This window comes from Modestobacter sp. SYSU DS0511 (genome assembly GCF_054050755.1).
This window is the reverse complement of sequence record NZ_JBJGZY010000003.1, coordinates 161,206-178,285: the sequence shown is the minus strand read 5'-3', so window position 1 is coordinate 178,285 and position 17,080 is coordinate 161,206. Positions and strand designations below refer to the sequence as shown.

The 17,080-nt window shown below is 70.1% G+C and carries 26 protein-coding genes and 1 pseudogene; 25 read left to right on the top strand and 2 right to left on the bottom strand.

The window, feature by feature from the left end; genetic code table 11:
- Nucleotides 1–223: 223 nt before the first annotated feature.
- Entirely contained in the window at nt 224–439 is a 216-nt protein-coding gene (locus ACI783_RS03035) for a hypothetical protein (RefSeq protein WP_457085382.1), read from the bottom strand.
- An 88-nt stretch (nt 440–527) separates the two neighbouring features.
- Nucleotides 528–1,505, bottom strand: a complete 978-nt coding sequence (locus ACI783_RS03030) for a hypothetical protein (RefSeq protein WP_457139056.1) — start codon at nt 1,503–1,505, stop codon at nt 528–530.
- 711 nt (nt 1,506–2,216) lie between these two features.
- Here ACI783_RS03030 and rpsL point away from each other — a divergent pair.
- From rpsL to rplO, 25 genes and pseudogenes are all read left to right on the top strand, one after another.
- Nucleotides 2,217–2,591, top strand: coding sequence for a 30S ribosomal protein S12 (gene rpsL / locus ACI783_RS03025; protein ID WP_153359811.1), 375 nt, complete (start codon nt 2,217–2,219; stop codon nt 2,589–2,591).
- 1 nt (nt 2,592) lies between these two features.
- Complete coding sequence (gene rpsG / locus ACI783_RS03020; RefSeq protein ID WP_153359813.1) at nt 2,593–3,063, top strand: 30S ribosomal protein S7; 471 nt, start codon at nt 2,593–2,595, stop codon at nt 3,061–3,063.
- An 87-nt stretch (nt 3,064–3,150) separates the two neighbouring features.
- A complete protein-coding gene (gene fusA, locus ACI783_RS03015) occupies nt 3,151–5,250 on the top strand; it encodes an elongation factor G (RefSeq protein WP_457139055.1) in 2,100 nt (699 codons plus the stop codon).
- Nucleotides 5,251–5,351: 101 nt separating this feature from the next.
- Nucleotides 5,352–6,542 (top strand): annotated as a pseudogene (tuf, locus tag ACI783_RS03010) (elongation factor Tu); the annotation flags it as partial.
- Between the two features lie 124 nt (nt 6,543–6,666).
- Nucleotides 6,667–6,972 carry a 30S ribosomal protein S10 gene (gene rpsJ, locus ACI783_RS03005; RefSeq protein WP_012950483.1) on the top strand — a complete coding sequence of 102 codons (306 nt, stop codon included), beginning with the start codon at nt 6,667–6,669 and terminating at the stop codon, nt 6,970–6,972.
- A 15-nt stretch (nt 6,973–6,987) separates the two neighbouring features.
- On the top strand, nt 6,988–7,653 hold the full coding sequence (rplC, locus tag ACI783_RS03000; RefSeq protein WP_457084183.1) for a 50S ribosomal protein L3: 666 nt from the start codon (nt 6,988–6,990) through the stop codon (nt 7,651–7,653).
- Nucleotides 7,650–8,615, top strand: coding sequence for a 50S ribosomal protein L4 (gene rplD, locus ACI783_RS02995; protein WP_457139054.1), 966 nt, complete (start codon nt 7,650–7,652; stop codon nt 8,613–8,615). The genes rplC and rplD overlap by 4 nt, the downstream gene beginning before the upstream one ends.
- A complete protein-coding gene (gene rplW / locus ACI783_RS02990; RefSeq protein ID WP_457084187.1) occupies nt 8,612–8,914 on the top strand; it encodes a 50S ribosomal protein L23 in 303 nt (100 codons plus the stop codon). Before rplD ends, rplW begins: the two co-directional genes overlap by 4 nt.
- A 63-nt stretch (nt 8,915–8,977) precedes the next feature.
- On the top strand, nt 8,978–9,811 hold the full coding sequence (gene rplB / locus ACI783_RS02985; RefSeq protein WP_457076402.1) for a 50S ribosomal protein L2: 834 nt from the start codon (nt 8,978–8,980) through the stop codon (nt 9,809–9,811).
- 23 nt (nt 9,812–9,834) lie between these two features.
- On the top strand, nt 9,835–10,116 hold the full coding sequence (rpsS, locus tag ACI783_RS02980; RefSeq protein WP_153359827.1) for a 30S ribosomal protein S19: 282 nt from the start codon (nt 9,835–9,837) through the stop codon (nt 10,114–10,116).
- A gap of 32 nt (nt 10,117–10,148) precedes the next feature.
- A complete protein-coding gene (gene rplV / locus ACI783_RS02975) occupies nt 10,149–10,616 on the top strand; it encodes a 50S ribosomal protein L22 (RefSeq protein WP_457139053.1) in 468 nt (155 codons plus the stop codon).
- Nucleotides 10,616–11,530, top strand: a complete 915-nt coding sequence (gene rpsC, locus ACI783_RS02970; RefSeq protein ID WP_457139052.1) for a 30S ribosomal protein S3 — start codon at nt 10,616–10,618, stop codon at nt 11,528–11,530. Before rplV ends, rpsC begins: the two co-directional genes overlap by 1 nt.
- A gap of 2 nt (nt 11,531–11,532) precedes the next feature.
- Nucleotides 11,533–11,949 carry a 50S ribosomal protein L16 gene (rplP, locus tag ACI783_RS02965; protein ID WP_222194238.1) on the top strand — a complete coding sequence of 139 codons (417 nt, stop codon included), beginning with the start codon at nt 11,533–11,535 and terminating at the stop codon, nt 11,947–11,949.
- Complete coding sequence (rpmC, locus tag ACI783_RS02960; protein ID WP_014742850.1) at nt 11,949–12,182, top strand: 50S ribosomal protein L29; 234 nt, start codon at nt 11,949–11,951, stop codon at nt 12,180–12,182. Before rplP ends, rpmC begins: the two co-directional genes overlap by 1 nt.
- On the top strand, nt 12,179–12,490 hold the full coding sequence (rpsQ, locus tag ACI783_RS02955) for a 30S ribosomal protein S17 (RefSeq protein WP_457139051.1): 312 nt from the start codon (nt 12,179–12,181) through the stop codon (nt 12,488–12,490). The genes rpmC and rpsQ overlap by 4 nt, the downstream gene beginning before the upstream one ends.
- A gap of 190 nt (nt 12,491–12,680) precedes the next feature.
- Nucleotides 12,681–13,049: a 50S ribosomal protein L14 gene (rplN, locus tag ACI783_RS02950; RefSeq protein WP_091770139.1), complete on the top strand. Its 369-nt coding sequence runs from the start codon at nt 12,681–12,683 to the stop codon at nt 13,047–13,049.
- Between the two features lie 2 nt (nt 13,050–13,051).
- Complete coding sequence (gene rplX / locus ACI783_RS02945; protein WP_457139050.1) at nt 13,052–13,399, top strand: 50S ribosomal protein L24; 348 nt, start codon at nt 13,052–13,054, stop codon at nt 13,397–13,399.
- 5 nt (nt 13,400–13,404) lie between these two features.
- The gene (gene rplE / locus ACI783_RS02940) at nt 13,405–13,989 is read left to right on the top strand and encodes a 50S ribosomal protein L5 (protein ID WP_457084197.1); all 585 of its coding nucleotides are present in this window, start codon (nt 13,405–13,407) and stop codon (nt 13,987–13,989) included.
- 19 nt (nt 13,990–14,008) lie between these two features.
- Nucleotides 14,009–14,194 (top strand): type Z 30S ribosomal protein S14, encoded by a 186-nt coding sequence (locus ACI783_RS02935; RefSeq protein WP_113838243.1) that lies wholly within the window; start codon nt 14,009–14,011, stop codon nt 14,192–14,194.
- A 192-nt stretch (nt 14,195–14,386) separates the two neighbouring features.
- Complete coding sequence (gene rpsH / locus ACI783_RS02930) at nt 14,387–14,791, top strand: 30S ribosomal protein S8 (protein WP_457139049.1); 405 nt, start codon at nt 14,387–14,389, stop codon at nt 14,789–14,791.
- A gap of 15 nt (nt 14,792–14,806) precedes the next feature.
- Nucleotides 14,807–15,346 carry a 50S ribosomal protein L6 gene (rplF, locus tag ACI783_RS02925; protein ID WP_457076394.1) on the top strand — a complete coding sequence of 180 codons (540 nt, stop codon included), beginning with the start codon at nt 14,807–14,809 and terminating at the stop codon, nt 15,344–15,346.
- A complete protein-coding gene (rplR, locus tag ACI783_RS02920) occupies nt 15,346–15,759 on the top strand; it encodes a 50S ribosomal protein L18 (RefSeq protein ID WP_457084201.1) in 414 nt (137 codons plus the stop codon). The genes rplF and rplR overlap by 1 nt, the downstream gene beginning before the upstream one ends.
- Before the next feature lie 34 nt (nt 15,760–15,793).
- On the top strand, nt 15,794–16,408 hold the full coding sequence (gene rpsE, locus ACI783_RS02915) for a 30S ribosomal protein S5 (RefSeq protein WP_153359847.1): 615 nt from the start codon (nt 15,794–15,796) through the stop codon (nt 16,406–16,408).
- A gap of 1 nt (nt 16,409) precedes the next feature.
- Nucleotides 16,410–16,592, top strand: coding sequence for a 50S ribosomal protein L30 (gene rpmD / locus ACI783_RS02910; protein ID WP_153359849.1), 183 nt, complete (start codon nt 16,410–16,412; stop codon nt 16,590–16,592).
- 13 nt (nt 16,593–16,605) lie between these two features.
- Nucleotides 16,606–17,049: a 50S ribosomal protein L15 gene (rplO, locus tag ACI783_RS02905; protein ID WP_457084203.1), complete on the top strand. Its 444-nt coding sequence runs from the start codon at nt 16,606–16,608 to the stop codon at nt 17,047–17,049.
- The last annotated feature ends 31 nt before the right edge of the window (nt 17,050–17,080 follow it).

Genomic DNA, 17,080 nt, shown 5'->3' with positions numbered 1-17,080 from the left:
CAGCAGGGCATTAGCGTGGGACACGAAGGCCTCCGGGTTGAGGAGCGGTTCCTAGACAGCTCCACACCTCACTCGGAGGTCTTCCTCTTGTCACCAGACGCCGTCACCAACGTCCGTGGTCAGAACAGCTAGCGGCACGTCGGTGCCGGGGCAGTCTTCGCCATCGGCTCGGCCCAGAGGCTCGCCCCCAGCTTGCGAGGGGCGGGGAGGACCGGGTCGTTCATCAGAGCGGGCGGACGGCTCCGACGACGTGCGTGACCACCTGGACGCCGTCGACGTCGTGGGGAACCCGTGCGCCGGCGTCCGCCTCGGTCAGGTCGACCCGGACCACGTAGCCGGCGTCCTGGCGCGCCAGTCCGACGGCGGCGACGCCGGGGTCGGCGGCGAGTCGGGACGCCAGGGCGCGCTTGGCGGCGCTGGCGGCAGAGCGGTCGGACACGAGCCCATGGTAAGAGCACTCCGGCCTCCTCGACGCTCGCCCGCTCGCGCCGAGCCGCTGACCGGGACGGGAGCCGGACCGTCCTGCGTCAGCCCGCGACCCACTCCACGCCGAGCCGGCTCAGCACGGTGGCGAGCGGGTTGGCGAAGGTCACCCCGCCGCCGGCGCTCCCGCCGAACTCCGAGCCGGCGAACAGCAGCCCGAGCGGGGCGCGGTCGGCGCTGCGCCAGATCACCGAGCCGCTGTCCCCGCCGGCGCTGAACGCCCCGGTGAGCCCCTCGATCTCGACCTGGTCGTCGAAGGTGAAGACGCCGCCGTCGTACTGGACGCCGACGCCGTCGACCTCCACCGCGGTCACCCGGCCCCGGGTGTGCCCGGTGGTCCGGCCGACCTTCTCCACCAGCTCGTCGGGGTCCACCGCGTCCGGAGTGGCCACCGTGGGCAGCAGGGGCCCGCCGGGAAAGGCCGAGGGGTCGGCCGCCACGTCCGGGTCGAGCAACGCCACAGCGGCATCGACCCGGTTGCCGGGCCGGTCCTCGAACCGGACGGCGCCGGCGAGCACGCCGATCCGGTCGTCGCCGCCCCCGCCGTCGGCAGGGCCGGGCTGCAGCACGGGATCGCCGACGCCCCCGGCGTCGCTGGCGGCCAGCACGTGGTTGTTGGACAGCACGAGCAACCGGTCGGTCCCGGGACGGCGGACGAACCCGCCCAGCGTCCCGGCGCTCACCCGTTCGTGCCCCACCGACAGCCCCGGGCGAAGTGGCCGGACCCGCTGCTGCAGCTCCTCCGGGGTGGGGGAGCGCAGTGCCCGGACGGCGCCGATCGCCCGGACGTCGACCTCGGCGAGGGCCGCCTCGCCCAGCCCGGCCAGCACCACCGCGGCGTCGGCCTGCCCGATGACCCGGACGGCCAGGTGGACCTGGTCCGGGCCCGCCGGTGCCAGCCCCAGGGCCACGCCGCTCCACGCGGCCGCAGACCCGCTGGCCCGGGCGGCGACCGCGGGTGGCCCTTCGGAGAGGCGTCGGGAGAGCCGGTGCTTCAGTTCGCGGGCGGAGTCGGGCAGCACGGGCACCTTCCAGGGGCAGGACGTCACCGGGTCGAGACCGAACGTAAGGGCAGGGTCCGACAGAAGCGCGCCGGACGCCGCCTGTGCGGGCTCGGGCGAGGCCGGCCCGACGACACGGGCCCGGGGGAGGGGGCGGCCGTCCCTCGACGGGGCTACATTGGCGGCCGGTACGGTCCCGGCCGGTCACCGCCGGACCCCCGGGCGGCCTGTTCGTCAGCGCCTGGTGGTGTCGCGGTGACCGGGCACCCGGAACCCGTTGTCCGTCCGGGGAGTGACCCGGGTCGCCGTCGGCCAGGCACGCCCGACGCGGCTCCGGAGCTCCCCCGGACGGCCGGCTGGTCCGGTGCCCGCACAGGCATCGGGACCCGGCTTTGACCGGGTCCACATGCCCGGGTATCGTGGTCAGCCGTGCCCAGGTTCACCTGGGTCTGCCCCCGTTCGCGGTGCACTCGAGCGCCCACCGGCCCCGCCGGTGAGGTGCCGGGGACCGGACCACCAGCAGGTGGACCGGCCGGTGCCGAGTCGCGAGGGGCGACGAGTCCGGCCCGACCAGCTGGCCGGTTCTCGCGAAGGGCGACACGCCCGAACGCGGGGGCCGGGCGGTGAGACGGGGCCGGGATCGGGCCGGTCGACCGGGCACGCGAGATCACCGCACCACCGTCAGCAGAACTCAGAGCACCACCCAGCGCAGGCAGGAGATCCAGGCCACCCATGCCCACGATCCAGCAGCTGGTCCGCAAGGGCCGCGAGGACAAGGTCGAGAAGACCAAGACCCCGGCGTTGAAGGGCTCCCCTCAGCGCCGCGGCGTGTGCACGCGCGTCTACACGACGACGCCGAAGAAGCCGAACTCGGCGCTGCGCAAGGTCGCTCGCGTCCGCCTCACCAGTGGCATCGAGGTGACCGCCTACATCCCGGGCGTCGGCCACAACCTGCAGGAGCACTCGATGGTGCTCGTGCGCGGCGGCCGGGTGAAGGACCTGCCCGGCGTCCGATACAAGATCATCCGCGGTTCGCTGGACACCCAGGGTGTCCGCAACCGCAAGCAGGCTCGCAGCCGGTACGGCGCGAAGAAGGAGAAGAGCTGACATGCCCCGCAAGGGTCCCGCTCCCCGCCGTCCGCTCGTCGCTGACCCGGTGTACCAGTCGCCGTTGGTCACCCAGCTGGTGAACAAGGTGCTCGTCGACGGCAAGCGCTCGGTCGCCGAGGCGATCGTCTACGGCGCCCTCGAGGGCTGCCGCGCCAAGAACGACACCGACCCGGTGGTCACGCTCAAGCGTGCGCTGGACAACGTCAAGCCGGCCCTCGAGGTCCGCAGCCGCCGCGTCGGTGGCGCGACGTACCAGGTCCCGATCGAGGTGCGGGCCTCCCGCAGCACCACCCTCGGTCTCCGCTGGCTGATCCAGTACAGCCGGGCGCGCCGGGAGAAGACGATGACCGAGCGCCTGATGAACGAGCTGCTGGACGCCAGCAACGGTCTGGGCGCCGCCGTCAAGCGCCGCGAGGACACCCACAAGATGGCCGAGTCGAACAAGGCCTTCGCGCACTACCGCTGGTGACATCGGTCCACCAGCAGCCGCTGCCCGCGGTGAACCCGGGCGACCCCCGGACGCCGTGCACGGACCAGAAGGAAGAGGAGTAAGGGAATGGCCAGCAACGAGGCCCAACTCGCCAAGACCCGCAACATCGGGATCATGGCGCACATCGACGCCGGCAAGACGACGACGACCGAGCGGATCCTCTTCTACACCGGCATCAACTACAAGATCGGTGAGGTCCACGACGGCGCGGCCACGATGGACTGGATGGAGCAGGAGCAGGAGCGCGGCATCACCATCACGTCCGCCGCGACGAAGTGCTCCTGGAACGACCACGACATCAACATCATCGACACCCCCGGGCACGTCGACTTCACCGTCGAGGTGGAGCGGTCGCTGCGGGTGCTCGACGGTGCGGTGGCGGTCTACGACGGCGTCGCCGGCGTGGAGCCGCAGACCGAGCAGGTGTGGCGCCAGGCGGAGAAGTACGGCGTCCCGCGCATGTGCTTCGTCAACAAGCTCGACCGCACGGGTGCGGACTTCTTCCGCTGCGTCGACATGATGGTCGAGCGCCTCGCGGCCAACCCGCTGGTCCTGCAGCTGCCCATCGGGGCCGAGGCCGACTTCATCGGCGTCGTCGACCTGGTCTACATGCGCGCACTCACCTGGCGCGGTGAGACCAAGATGGGTGAGGACTACTCCATCGAGGAGATCCCCGCCGAGCTCGCCGATCAGGCCGCCGAGTACCGCGAGAAGCTCCTCGAGAACATCGCGGACTTCGACGACGCCCTGATGGAGGACTACCTCGGCGGCGAGGAGATCGCCCCCGAGCGCCTCAAGGCCGCCATCCGCAAGGCGACCATCGCCGGTCAGGTCAACCCGGTGCTCACCGGTACCGCCTTCAAGAACAAGGGCGTGCAGCCCCTGCTCGACGCCGTCGTCGACTACCTGCCGAGCCCGCTGGACGTCGAGTCCATCCGCGGCACCGCGCTCGACGGCGAGACCGAGGTCCTGCGGCACGCCGACGAGGACGAGCCCTTCTCCGCGCTGGCGTTCAAGATCCAGACCGACCAGCACCTGGGCAAGCTCACCTACATCCGGGTCTACTCCGGCAAGCTCGACGCGGGCTCCCCGGTGCTGAACAGCACCAAGGACCGCAAGGAGCGGGTCGGCAAGATCTACCAGATGCACGCCAACAAGCGCGAAGAGCGCCAGGGCGTGGGCGCCGGCGAGATCGTGGCCGTCAACGGCATGAAGCAGACGACGACGGGCGACACCCTCTGCGACCCGCAGCACCCGGTGATCCTCGAGTCGATGACCTTCCCGGCCCCGGTCATCTCGGTGGCCATCGAGCCGAAGACCAAGGGCGACCAGGAGAAGCTGGGCACCGCGATCCAGAAGCTGGCCGAGGAGGACCCGACCTTCCAGGTCCGCCTCGACGAGGAGACCGGTCAGACGGTCATCTCGGGCATGGGCGAGCTGCACCTGGAGATCCTGGTCGACCGCATGCGGCGCGAGTTCCGCGTCGAGGCCAACGTCGGCAAGCCGCAGGTGGCCTACCGCGAGACCATCCGCAAGAAGATCGAGAAGGTCGACTACACCCACAAGAAGCAGACCGGTGGGTCCGGCCAGTTCGCCAAGGTGCAGGTGACGATCGAGCCCCTCGAGGTCGCGGCCGACGGTCCGACCTACGAGTTCGTGAACGCCGTCACCGGTGGGCGCATCCCGCGCGAGTACATTCCCTCGGTCGACGCCGGCATGCAGGACGCCATGCAGTACGGCATCCTGGCCGGGTACCCGATGGTCGGCGTGAAGGCGACGCTGGTCGACGGGCAGTACCACGAGGTCGACTCGTCGGAGATGGCCTTCAAGATCGCCGGCTCGATGGTCTTCAAGGAGGCCGCACGCAAGGCCAGCCCGGCCCTGCTCGAGCCGATGATGGCCGTCGAGGTCGTCACCCCCGAGGACTACATGGGTGACGTCATCGGTGACCTGAACTCCCGCCGCGGCACCATCCAGGCGATGGAGGAGCGCTCCGGCGCCCGCGTCGTCCGGGCCCTGGTCCCGCTGTCGGAGATGTTCGGCTACGTGGGCGACCTGCGCAGCCGCACCCAGGGACGGGCGAGTTACACCATGGTGTTCGACTCGTACGCCGAGGTCCCGGCCAACGTCGCCAAGGAGATCATCGCCAAGGCGACCGGCGAGTAACCGGTCGGTGGGCAGGGGCGCCACGCCCCTGTCCCGCCGGCTCCGAGCACTGCCCACCCCACGCACGCGCACGACTGCGAAGACACGGAGAGAGGAACCCAGTGGCCAAGGCCAAGTTCGAGCGGAACAAGCCGCACGTCAACATCGGCACCATCGGGCACATCGACCACGGCAAGACGACGCTGACCGCGGCGATCACCAAGGTGCTGCACGACAAGTACCCGGACCTCAACGAGGCGTCCGCCTTCGACATGATCGACAAGGCGCCCGAGGAGAAGGCCCGCGGCATCACGATCTCGATCGCGCACGTCGAGTACCAGACCGAGAGCCGGCACTACGCGCACGTCGACTGCCCCGGGCACGCCGACTACATCAAGAACATGATCACCGGTGCCGCGCAGATGGACGGCGCGATCCTGGTGGTCGCGGCGACCGACGGCCCGATGCCGCAGACCAAGGAGCACGTCCTCCTGGCCCGCCAGGTCGGCGTCCCCTACATCGTCGTGGCGCTCAACAAGGCCGACATGGTCGACGACGAGGAGATCCTCGAGCTCGTCGAGCTCGAGGTCCGCGAGTTGCTCAGCGAGTACGAGTTCCCGGGCGACGACGTCCCCGTGGTCCGCGTCTCGGCGCTGAAGGCCCTCGAGGGCGACGCCGAGTGGGGCGACAAGCTCATGGAGCTGATGAACGCCGTCGACACGGCGATCCCGGAGCCCGAGCGCGACATCGACAAGCCGTTCCTCATGCCCGTCGAGGACGTCTTCACCATCACCGGCCGCGGCACCGTCGTGACCGGTCGCGTGGAGCGCGGCATCGTCAAGGTCTCCGAGGAGATCGAGATCGTGGGCATCCGCCCCGGTTCGACCAAGACCACGGTCACCGGCGTCGAGATGTTCCGCAAGCTGCTCGACCAGGGCCAGGCCGGTGACAACGTCGGTCTGCTGCTGCGCGGCATCAAGCGCGAGGACGTCGAGCGCGGCCAGGTCATCGTGAAGCCGGGTTCCATCACCCCGCACACGAACTTCGAGGGCTCGGTCTACATCCTCTCGAAGGACGAGGGCGGCCGTCACACGCCGTTCTTCAACAACTACCGGCCCCAGTTCTACTTCCGGACCACGGACGTGACCGGCGTCGTCACGCTGCCCTCGGGCACCGAGATGGTCATGCCCGGTGACAACACCGAGATGACCGTCGAGCTGATCCAGCCCATCGCCATGGAGGAGGGCCTTCGGTTCGCCATCCGTGAGGGTGGCCGCACCGTCGGCGCCGGCCGGGTCACCAAGATCATCAAGTCACACCCTGACGGGCGGCGGCCGTACCCGCCCGCCGCCCGTCACCCGGGTCGGGAGACCCGACCCCCGGGTCAGCAGACCCACCTGAACTTTCACAACCGATCGGCAGGAGCGAAGACAACCGATGGCGGGACAGAAGATCCGCATCCGGCTGAAGGCCTACGACCACGAGGCGATCGATGCCTCGGCGCGGCGCATCGTCGAGACGGTGACGAAGACCGGAGCGCGCGTCGTCGGCCCCGTGCCGCTGCCGACGGAGAAGAACGTCTACTGCGTCATCCGCTCGCCGCACAAGTACAAGGACTCGCGCGAGCACTTCGAGATGCGCACGCACAAGCGGCTCATCGACATCCTCGACCCGACCCCGAAGACGGTCGACGCGCTGATGCGCATCGACCTGCCGGCCTCGGTCGACGTCAACATCCAGTAAGGGCTGTTTCCAGACATGGCGAGCACATTCCGTGGTCTCCTCGGCGAGAAGCTGGGGATGACCCAGGTCTTCGACGAGAACAACCGCATCGTGCCGGTGACCGTCGTCAAGGCGGGCCCGTGCGTGGTCACCCAGGTCCGCACCCCGGAGAAGGACGGCTACTCGGCCGTCCAGCTCGGGTTCGGCGCGATCGACCCCCGCAAGGTGAACAAGCCCGAGGGTGGGCACTTCGCCAAGGCGGGCGTCACGCCCCGGCGGCACGTGGTCGAGCTGCGCACCGAGGACGCCGGCGACTACACCGTGGGCCAGGAGCTGACCGCTGAGGTCCTCTCCGGCGTCGCCAAGGTCGACGTCATCGGCACCAGCAAGGGCAAGGGCACGGCCGGTGTCATGAAGCGTCACGGCTTCAAGGGCCTGGGCGCCGGTCACGGCACCCACCGCAAGCACCGCGCCCCCGGCTCGATCGGTGGGGCCTCCACGCCCGGCCGGGTTTTCAAGGGACTGAAGATGGCCGGGCGCATGGGCGCGGTCACCACCACCACCCTCTCGCTGAAGGTCCACGCCGTGGACACCGAGAAGGGCCTGGTGCTGATCAAGGGTGCCGTCCCGGGCCCGCGCGGTGGGCTGCTGCTGGTCCGCTCCGCGGTCAAGGGCGGCCCCGTGGGGAGTGACGCGAAGTGACCTCATCCACCAGTGAGCGGGTCGACCGCCAGGTCGACGTCCGCACCCCGGCGGGCAGCACCGCCGGCAGCGTGACGCTGCCGGGCGCGCTGTTCGACGCGCCGGCCAACGTGTCGCTGCTGCACCAGGTCGTCGTGGCGCAGCTCGCCGCGGCGCGCCAGGGCACGCACGCCACGAAGACCCGCGCGCAGGTCAGCGGTACCGGTGCGAAGCCGTACCGCCAGAAGGGCACCGGCCGAGCCCGCCAGGGCTCGCTGCGGTCGCCGCAGTTCTCCGGCGGTGGCATCGCGCACGGGCCGCAGCCGCGGAACTACGAGCAGAAGACGCCCAAGAAGATGAAGGCCGCCGCGCTGCGCGGTGCCCTCTCCGACCGGGCCCGCGAGGACCGCGTGCACGTGGTCTCCGCCTTCGTCGAGGGCGACGCCCCGTCGACCAAGGCCGCGCTCAAGGTGCTGGACTCGGTCACCGCCGCGAAGCGGGTCCTCGTGGTGCTCGACCGTGACGACGTCCTCAACTGGATCAGCCTGCGCAACGTGCCGCGGGTGCACCTGATCGAGGCCGGCCAGCTGAACACCTACGACGTGCTCGTCTCCGACGAGGTGGTCTTCACCGAGACCGCGCTGGCGGAGTTCATCGCCGGCCCGGCCCGGGGCGGCAGCTCCGTCGAGCTGCCCGACCTGACCACGCCGGACGTCCCGGGTGGCATCCCCTCGATCGAGGGCACCGGCACGACGGACCTCGACCTGGGCGAGGCCCCGGCCGAGGCGGCGCCGGTCAAGAAGGCCGCGGCCAAGAAGGCCCCGGCCAAGAAGGCCGCCAGCGCTGCCGACGCCGCGCCGGCCAGCGCAGCCGAGGCCGCTGCGGCCCCGGCCGAGCAGGCCGAGGCCGCCAACGCCGGTACGGACGCCACGGCGCCCACCGAGGACGGCACCACCGACGCGAGCACCGAGGAGAAGGCATGAGCGTCCGCGACCCCCGGGACGTCCTGCTGTCCCCGGTCATCTCCGAGAAGAGCTACGGGCTCCTGGACGAGAACAAGTACACGTTCATCGTCCGGCCCGACGCCAACAAGACCCAGATCAAGATCGCTGTGCAGCAGGTCTTCAACGTGAAGGTCCTGTCCGTCAACACGATCAACCGTCAGGGGAAGAGGAAGCGCTCGCGCGGCGCTGTGATGGGGAAGCGCAAGGACACCAAGCGCGCCATCGTCGCCGTCGCCCCCGGCGACCGCATCGAGCTCTTCGGGGGCCCGGGCGCCTGAGGCGACAGCCTCATCCACCCGGACACCCGCCCCACAGACTGGACCAGAGGACTCTGAGGAACCATGGCCATCCGTAAGTACAAGCCGACGACGCCGGGCCGCCGCGGCTCGTCCGTCGCCGACTTCGCCGAGGTCACCCGCGACCACCCCGAGAAGTCGCTGGTCCGGCCGCTGCACGGTCGCGGCGGGCGCAACGTCCACGGCCGCGTCACCGCCCGGCACCAGGGCGGTGGGCACAAGCGCGCCTACCGGCTGATCGACTTCCGCCGGGCGGACAAGGACGGCGTGCCGGCCAAGGTCGCGCACATCGAGTACGACCCCAACCGCACGTCGCGCATCGCGCTGCTGCACTTCGCCGACGGGGAGAAGCGCTACATCATCGCCCCGGCCCGGCTGAAGCAGGGCGACACGGTGGAGTGCGGGCCCGCCGCCGACATCAAGCCCGGCAACAACCTGCCGCTGCGCAACATCCCGGTCGGCACCGTCGTGCACGCGATCGAGCTGCGGCCCGGTGGCGGCGCGAAGATCGCCCGATCGGCTGGCACGAGCGTCCAGCTGGTCGCCCGTGAGGGTCGCTTCGCGCAGCTGCGCATGCCGTCCGGTGAGATCCGCAACGTCGACGTGCGCTGCCGCGCCACCGTCGGCGAGGTGGGCAACGCCGAGCAGTCGAACATCAACTGGGGCAAGGCCGGCCGCATGCGGTGGAAGGGCAAGCGCCCGACCGTCCGCGGTGTCGCCATGAACCCGGTGGACCACCCGCACGGTGGTGGTGAGGGCAAGACCTCCGGTGGCCGGCACCCGGTCAACCCGAAGGGCAAGCCGGAGGGCCGGACGCGCAAGCGGAAGGCCAGTGATGCCCTGATCGTGCGCCGCCGGCGCACCAACAAGAAGCGCTGAGCGGGTAGAGGAGTCCGACAGACATGCCACGCAGCCTGAAGAAGGGCCCGTTCGTCGACGACCACCTGCTCGCCAAGGTGGACGCTCAGAACGACAAGGGCACCAAGAACGTCATCCGCACCTGGTCGCGGCGTTCGACGATCATCCCCGACATGCTCGGGCACACGATCGCCGTGCACGACGGCCGCAAGCACGTCCCGGTGTTCGTCACCGAGGCGATGGTCGGGCACAAGCTCGGCGAGTTCGCGCCCACCCGCACCTTCCGTGGGCACGTCAAGGACGACCGCCGGTCGCGGCGCGGCTGAGCGCCGGACCAGGTAGAGAAGAGACGCATCAGATGACTTCCCAGTTGGGACAGGAGACGCCGGTCGCCCGGGCCACCGCCCGGTTCGTCCACGTCACCCCCATGAAGGCCCGTCGGGTGGTGGACCTGATCCGCTACCTGCCGACCGACGAGGCGCTCGCACTCCTGCGGTTCGCCCCGCAGAGCGCCAGCGAGCCGGTGGCCAAGGTCGTCGCCAGCGCGGTCGCCAACGCCGAGCACAACCTGCGGCTGGACCCGGCCGCGCTCGTGGTGAGCGCCGCGTTCGTCGACGAGGGCCCGACCCTGAAGCGGATCCGTCCGCGCGCCCAGGGCCGCGCCTTCCGGATCGACAAGCGCACCAGCCACATCACCGTCGAGGTGAGCGAGGTGACCAGCAGCGCGGACCTCGCGCAGCGGTCGCGCAAGGCACGTCGGGACACCGGTCAGGCCGGCCCGGCCACCCAGCAGTCGAAGAACAACACGAGGGGAGGGACCCGCTAGTGGGTCAGAAGGTCAACCCGCACGGGTTCCGGCTCGGCATCACCACCGACTACAAGTCCCGGTGGTACGCCGACAAGCTGTACAAGGACTACGTCAAGGAAGACGTGGCCATCCGCAAGCTCATGGGCAAGGGCATGGAGCGCGCCGGGATCTCGAAGGTGGAGATCGAGCGCACCCGTGACCGGGTCCGGGTCGACATCCACACCGCCCGTCCGGGCATCGTCATCGGCCGCCGCGGCGCCGAGGCCGACCGGATCCGTGGCGAGCTGGAGAAGCTCACGGGCAAGCAGGTGCAGCTCAACATCCTCGAGGTGAAGAACCCCGAGTCCGACGCGCAGCTGGTCGCCCAGGGCGTCGCCGAGCAGCTCTCCAGCCGGGTCAGCTTCCGCCGTGCCATGCGCAAGGCGATGCAGTCCGCGCAGCGGAGCCCGCAGGTCAAGGGCATCCGGGTGCAGTGCTCGGGTCGTCTGGGCGGCACCGAGATGAGCCGGTCGGAGTTCTACCGCGAGGGTCGGGTGCCGCTGCACACGCTCCGCGCGAACATCGACTACGGCATCTACGAGGCCCGCACGACCTTCGGCCGCATCGGCGTGAAGGTGTGGATCTACAAGGGTGACGCGAGCGGCTCGCGCGCCGAGCGGGAGGCCCTCGAGGCCCTCGCCCAGCGGCAGGCCCGGCGTGAGCGCCCCCAGCGGCCCCGTCGTTCGGGCTCCAGCGGCACCACCGCTGGTGGCACCGAGGCCGGTCGCGCCGCCGCCGAGGGCGGCCCGGGCACGGCCCAGGACGCCGTCGCCGTCAGCTCGGGTGAGGTCCCGGCCGAGCAGACCATCGCCCAGGCCGCCGGCGCCGAGGGCACCGCGGCCGCTGAGGCCGCCGGTACCGAGAACACCACGACTCCGGAGCAGGGGGCCTGATCATGCTGATCCCGCGTCGGGTCAAGCACCGCAAGCAGCACCACCCGGACCGTTCCGGGCGGGCCAAGGGCGGCACGGCGATCAACTTCGGTGAGTACGCCATCCAGGCCCTCGAGCCGGCGTACGTCACCAACCGCCAGATCGAGTCCGCTCGTATCGCCATGACCCGCCACATCAAGCGTGGCGGCAAGGTCTGGATCTCGATCTACCCCGACCGCCCCCTCACCAAGAAGCCGGCCGAGACCCGCATGGGTTCCGGCAAGGGCTCGCCGGAGTGGTGGGTGGCCAACGTGAAGCCCGGTCGCATCATGTTCGAGCTCTCGGGTGTCGCCGAGCCCGTGGCCCGTGAGGCCATGCGCCGCGCGATCCACAAGCTCCCCATGAAGTGCCGCTTCATCACCCGTGAAGGAGAGGTGTGATGGCCGCCGGACTGACTGCGCCCGAGCTGCGCGAGCTGTCCGCCGACGAGCTGGCCACCCGGCTGCGTGAGTCGCGCGAAGAGCTGTTCAACCTGCGGTTCCAGGTGGCCACCGGCCAGCTGGACAACAACCGGCGACTGCAGACCGTCCGCCGCGACATCGCCCGGATCTACACGATCATGCGCGAGCGCGAGCTGGGTCTCTCGGTCGCCCCGAACGAGGGTGTGGCATGAGCGAGGCCAGTACCACCAACTCCGAGGCCCAGACCTCGACCGGCCCCGGTCTGGCCGGGCGCGGGTACCGCAAGGTCCGCGAGGGCCTCGTCGTCAGCGACAAGATGGACAAGACCATCGTCGTCGAGGTCGAGGACCGGGTGAAGCACGGGCTGTACGGCAAGGTGCTCCGCCGGACCAGCAAGCTGAAGGCCCACGACGAGCAGAACACCGCCGGCATCGGCGACCGGGTGCAGATCATGGAGACGCGCCCCACCTCGGCCACCAAGCGCTGGCGCCTGGTGACCATCGTCGAGAAGGCCAAGTGACGCATCCGGCTGCAACGGCCGGGTGAACAACAGGTACTCTGGACGACTGGCGCCCCTGACGGGTGCGCCGCATCCCGGTATCCCGTGACGGACGGCCGGTGGCTCACGCCACCGGCTGTCTGCGCGTGGGAACCGGACAGCCGGTTCACCGATCCGGCCCGGCTGTCACCACTAGTTCGAGGAGCAGGAAGTGATCCAGCAGGAGTCGCGGCTGCGAGTCGCCGACAACACCGGTGCCAAGGAGATCTTGTGCATCCGTGTGCTCGGTGGGTCCGGGCGACGCTACGCGGGCATCGGCGACATCATCGTCGCCACCGTGAAGGACGCCCTCCCGGGCGCCGGCGTGAAGAAGGGCGACGTGGTCAAGGCCGTCATCGTCCGCACCGTGAAGGAGCGGCGCCGTCCCGACGGCTCGTACATCCGCTTCGACGAGAACGCCGCGGTGATCATCCGCGACAGCGGCGACCCGCGCGGTACGCGCATCTTCGGCCCCGTCGGCCGCGAGCTGCGGGACAAGCGCTTCATGCGGATCATCTCGCTCGCTCCGGAGGTGTTGTGATCATGGCTCAGCACATCAGCGGGAAGACCCCGTCGATGAAGGTCAAGAAGGGCGACCAGGTCGTCGTCCTGTCCGGCAAGGACAAGGGCGCCAAGGGCCGCGTCATCGCTGCCTTCCCCAAGACCCAGAAGGTGCTCGTCGAGGGCATCGGCCGGGTGAAGAAGCACACCCGGATCAGCTCCACCCAGCGTGGGGCGCAGTCGGGCGGGATCGTCACGCAGGAGGCGGCCATCCACGTCAGCAACGTGATGGTCATCGACAGCGAGGACAAGCCGACCCGGGTCGGTTACCGCAAGGACGAGGAAGGCCGCAGCATCCGGGTCTCGCGGCGCACCGGTAAGGACCTCTGATCCCCATGAGCGCACCCACCCGTGAGCTGCCCCGCCTGCTCGCCCGTTACCGCGCGGACATCGCGCCGGCGCTGCAGAACGAGTTCGGCTACGCCAACGTCATGCAGATCCCCGGTCTGGTGAAGATCGTGGTCAACATGGGCGTCGGCGAGGCCACCCGTGACGCCAAGCTGATGGACGGCGCGGTCCGTGACCTCACGGCCATCACCGGCCAGAAGCCGGCGGTCGTCCGGGCCCGCAAGTCGATCGCCCAGTTCAAGCTCCGCGAGGGCATGCCGATCGGCGCGAAGGTCACCCTCCGCGGCGACCGCATGTGGGAGTTCCTGGACCGGCTGCTGTCGCTGGCCCTGCCCCGCATCCGTGACTTCCGTGGACTGAACCCCAAGCAGTTCGACGGCCACGGCAACTACACGTTCGGCCTGACCGAGCAGTCGATGTTCCGCGAGATCGACGTCGACAAGATCGACCGTCCCCGCGGCATGGACATCACCCTGGTGACCACCGCGACCACCGACGAGGAGGGCCGCGAGCTGCTCACGCTGCTCGGCTTCCCCTTCGCCGGCCAGACCGTCGTGAACGCGACCCGCTGAGCGGGCGAGGAGAAGCGATATGGCCAAGAAGGCTCTGATCAACAAGGCGGCCCGCAAGCCGAAGTTCGCCGTCCGCGGTTACACCCGCTGCCAGCGGTGCGGTCGTCCGCACGCGGTCTTCCGCAAGTTCGGCCTCTGCCGCATCTGCCTGCGGGAGATGGCGCACGCCGGCGAGCTGCCGGGCGTGAGCAAGTCCAGCTGGTGAAGGAGTAGGGACCCCGTCCTCCTCACCCTTCGCAAGCTCAGGGCGAGCCTCGGGACGGGGCCTTCCAGCCCCACCCAGCAACAGCAGGTCACCATCCAACACGGCACCACCGATCGCCGAGAGGCCCGGGGCCAAGTCACCTGACCCAGCCCCAGAGGAACCGCGGCGAGAGAGGCACCACCCGACATGACGATGACCGACCCGATCGCGGACATGCTCACGCGGCTGCGGAACGCCAACCAGGCGTACCACGACACCGCCGCCATGCCGTCGTCGAAGCTGAAGACGCACGTCGCCGAGATCCTCCAGCAGGAGGGCTACATCGGCGGCTGGACCGTCAACGACGTCGAGAAGGACGGCCACATCCGCAAGGAGCTCGTGGTCACCCTCAAGTACGGCCCGAACCGCGAGCGGAGCATCGCCGGCGTCCGGCGGGTGTCGAAGCCCGGTCTGCGGGTCTACGCGAAGTCGACGTCGCTGCCCAAGGTGCTCGGCGGCCTGGGGGTCGCGATCATCTCGACCTCCACCGGGCTGCTCACCGACAAGCAGGCGAACAAGAAGGGCGTGGGTGGGGAAGTCCTCGCCTACGTCTGGTAAGAGGAGCGAGCAGACATGTCACGGATCGGACGACTCCCGGTTCCGGTGCCCTCTGGTGTGGAGGTCGCCCTCGACGGGCAGACCGTCAACGTCTCGGGCCCGAAGGGGAAGCTGAGCCACACGGTCGCAGCTCCCATCACCGTCGAGCGCGGTGAGGACGGCACGTTGCTGGTGCAGCGTCCCAACGACGAGCGTGAGAGCCGGGCGCTGCACGGCCTCTCCCGCACCCTCATCGCCAACATGATCACCGGCGTCACCCAGGGCTACGACAAGACCCTGGAGATCGTCGGCGTGGGTTACCGCGTGCAGGCCCGTGGGGCGGACCTCGAGTTCGCCCTGGGCTTCAGCCACCCGGTCCCGGTGAAGGCGCCCGAGGGCATCACCTTCACCGTCGAGGCCCCCACCCGGATCCGGGTGAGCGGCATCGACAAGCAGCAGGTGGGCCAGGTCGCGGCCAACATCCGGAAGCTCCGCAAGCCCGACCCGTACAAGGGCAAGGGCGTGCGTTACCAGGGTGAGGTCGTCAAGCGCAAGGTCGGGAAGACGGGCAAGTGATGGCACAGGCACAGAGCGACAAGGGTGCCCGGGTGCACAAGCCCGTGGGCACCGACATCAGCACCGCCCGCCGCGTCTCGCGGCTGCGCCGCCACAACCGGCTGCGCAAGCGGGTCTCCGGCACGCCGGAGCGTCCGCGCATGGTGGTCAACCGCAGCAGCCGGCACATGCACGTCCAGGTGGTCGACGACACCGTCGGCCGTACCCTGGTCAGTGCATCGACGCTGGACGCCAGCCTGAAGGGCGCCGAGGGCGACAAGTCCACGCTCGCCAAGCAGGTCGGTGCGCTGGTGGCCGAGCGGGCCAAGGCGGCCGGGATCACCGCGGTCGTCTTCGACCGCGGGGGCAACCGGTACGCCGGCCGCATCGCGGCGCTGGCGGACGGCGCCCGCGAGGGCGGGCTGGACTTCTGATGAGCACGGCAACTGAGATCGAGAGGGACGTCTGATGCCAGGACCACAGCGACGCGGCGGCGGCGCCGGCGGCGGTAACGACCGCCGCGACCGCCGTGACGGCGGGCGGGGGCCCGGTGGCGCGCCCGCCGAGAAGAGCCAGTTCATCGAGCGCGTGGTCGCGATCAACCGCGTGTCGAAGGTCGTCAAGGGCGGTCGGCGCTTCAGCTTCACCGCGCTGGTGATCGTCGGCGACGGCGACGGCACCGTGGGCGTCGGCTACGGCAAGGCCAAGGAGGTGCCCGCGGCCATCGCCAAGGGCGTCGAGGAGGCCAAGAAGCACTTCTACCGCGTGCCGCGCATCGCCAGCACCATCCCGCACCCGGTGCAGGGTGAGGCCGCGGCCGGTGTCGTGCTGCTCAAGCCGGCCAGCCCGGGTACCGGTGTCATCGCCGGTGGTCCGGTGCGCGCCGTGCTCGAGTGCGCCGGCATCCACGACGTGCTCTCCAAGAGCCTCGGGTCCTCCAACCCGATCAACATCGTCCACGCCACCATGCAGGCGCTGAAGGACCTCGTCCGTCCCGAGGAGATCGCGGCCCGCCGCGGTCTGCCCCTGGAGGACGTCGCCCCGGCCGCCATGCTGCGGGCGCGGGCCGGTCAGGGGGTCTGAGATGGCTCAGCTGAAGGTCACCCAGATCAAGTCGACCATCGGCACCAAGCCGAACCAGCGTCAGACGCTGCGTTCGCTGGGGCTCAAGCGGATCAACGACTCGGTCGTCCAGGAGGACCGTCCCGAGATCCGCGGGATGGTCGCGACGGTGCCGCACCTGGTCACCGTCGAAGAGATCGTCTGAGCAGGGGAACACCATGACTCTCAAGGTCCACCACCTGCGGCCGGCTCCCGGCGCCCACACCAAGAAGACCCGCGTGGGTCGCGGTGAGGGCTCCAAGGGCAAGACCGCCGGTCGCGGCACCAAGGGCTCCGGCGCCCGCGTGCAGGTGTCTGCCCGCTTCGAGGGCGGCCAGACCCCGCTGCACATGCGGCTGCCGAAGCTCTCGGGCTTCAAGAACAACAACAAGGTCGTCTTCCAGGTCGTGAACCTGGACCGGATCGCCTCGCTCTTCCCCGAGGGCGGCTCGGTCAACCCGGACTCGCTGGCGGACGCCGGCGCGGTGCGGCGCGGCCAGCCGGTCAAGGTGCTGGGCACCGGCGAGCTCGGTGGCGTCCAGGTCCACGTGCACGCGCACGCCTTCTCGGCCTCGGCCGCGGAGAAGATCGGCGCGGCCGGGGGCAGCACCACCCAGATCTGAGCGAGGACCCCCCTGCCGTCCTGCCTCGAAC

Excerpts from the sequence above, each read along its gene's own strand:
- rpsL (WP_153359811.1), top strand. The coding sequence starts at position 2,217 with ATGCCCACGATCCAGCAGCTGGTCCGCAAGGGCCGCGAGGACAAGGTC.
- rpsG (WP_153359813.1), top strand. The coding sequence starts at position 2,593 with ATGCCCCGCAAGGGTCCCGCTCCCCGCCGTCCGCTCGTCGCTGACCCG.
- fusA (WP_457139055.1), top strand. The coding sequence starts at position 3,151 with ATGGCCAGCAACGAGGCCCAACTCGCCAAGACCCGCAACATCGGGATC.
- rpsJ (WP_012950483.1), top strand. The coding sequence starts at position 6,667 with ATGGCGGGACAGAAGATCCGCATCCGGCTGAAGGCCTACGACCACGAG.
- rplC (WP_457084183.1), top strand. The coding sequence starts at position 6,988 with ATGGCGAGCACATTCCGTGGTCTCCTCGGCGAGAAGCTGGGGATGACC.
- rplW (WP_457084187.1), top strand. The coding sequence starts at position 8,612 with ATGAGCGTCCGCGACCCCCGGGACGTCCTGCTGTCCCCGGTCATCTCC.
- rplB (WP_457076402.1), top strand. The coding sequence starts at position 8,978 with ATGGCCATCCGTAAGTACAAGCCGACGACGCCGGGCCGCCGCGGCTCG.
- rpsS (WP_153359827.1), top strand. The coding sequence starts at position 9,835 with ATGCCACGCAGCCTGAAGAAGGGCCCGTTCGTCGACGACCACCTGCTC.
- rplV (WP_457139053.1), top strand. The coding sequence starts at position 10,149 with ATGACTTCCCAGTTGGGACAGGAGACGCCGGTCGCCCGGGCCACCGCC.
- rplP (WP_222194238.1), top strand. The coding sequence starts at position 11,533 with ATGCTGATCCCGCGTCGGGTCAAGCACCGCAAGCAGCACCACCCGGAC.
- rpmC (WP_014742850.1), top strand. The coding sequence starts at position 11,949 with ATGGCCGCCGGACTGACTGCGCCCGAGCTGCGCGAGCTGTCCGCCGAC.
- rpsQ (WP_457139051.1), top strand. The coding sequence starts at position 12,179 with ATGAGCGAGGCCAGTACCACCAACTCCGAGGCCCAGACCTCGACCGGC.
- rplX (WP_457139050.1), top strand. The coding sequence starts at position 13,052 with ATGGCTCAGCACATCAGCGGGAAGACCCCGTCGATGAAGGTCAAGAAG.
- rplE (WP_457084197.1), top strand. The coding sequence starts at position 13,405 with ATGAGCGCACCCACCCGTGAGCTGCCCCGCCTGCTCGCCCGTTACCGC.
- ACI783_RS02935 (WP_113838243.1), top strand. The coding sequence starts at position 14,009 with ATGGCCAAGAAGGCTCTGATCAACAAGGCGGCCCGCAAGCCGAAGTTC.
- rpsH (WP_457139049.1), top strand. The coding sequence starts at position 14,387 with ATGACCGACCCGATCGCGGACATGCTCACGCGGCTGCGGAACGCCAAC.
- rplF (WP_457076394.1), top strand. The coding sequence starts at position 14,807 with ATGTCACGGATCGGACGACTCCCGGTTCCGGTGCCCTCTGGTGTGGAG.
- rplR (WP_457084201.1), top strand. The coding sequence starts at position 15,346 with ATGGCACAGGCACAGAGCGACAAGGGTGCCCGGGTGCACAAGCCCGTG.
- rpsE (WP_153359847.1), top strand. The coding sequence starts at position 15,794 with ATGCCAGGACCACAGCGACGCGGCGGCGGCGCCGGCGGCGGTAACGAC.
- rpmD (WP_153359849.1), top strand. The coding sequence starts at position 16,410 with ATGGCTCAGCTGAAGGTCACCCAGATCAAGTCGACCATCGGCACCAAG.
- rplO (WP_457084203.1), top strand. The coding sequence starts at position 16,606 with ATGACTCTCAAGGTCCACCACCTGCGGCCGGCTCCCGGCGCCCACACC.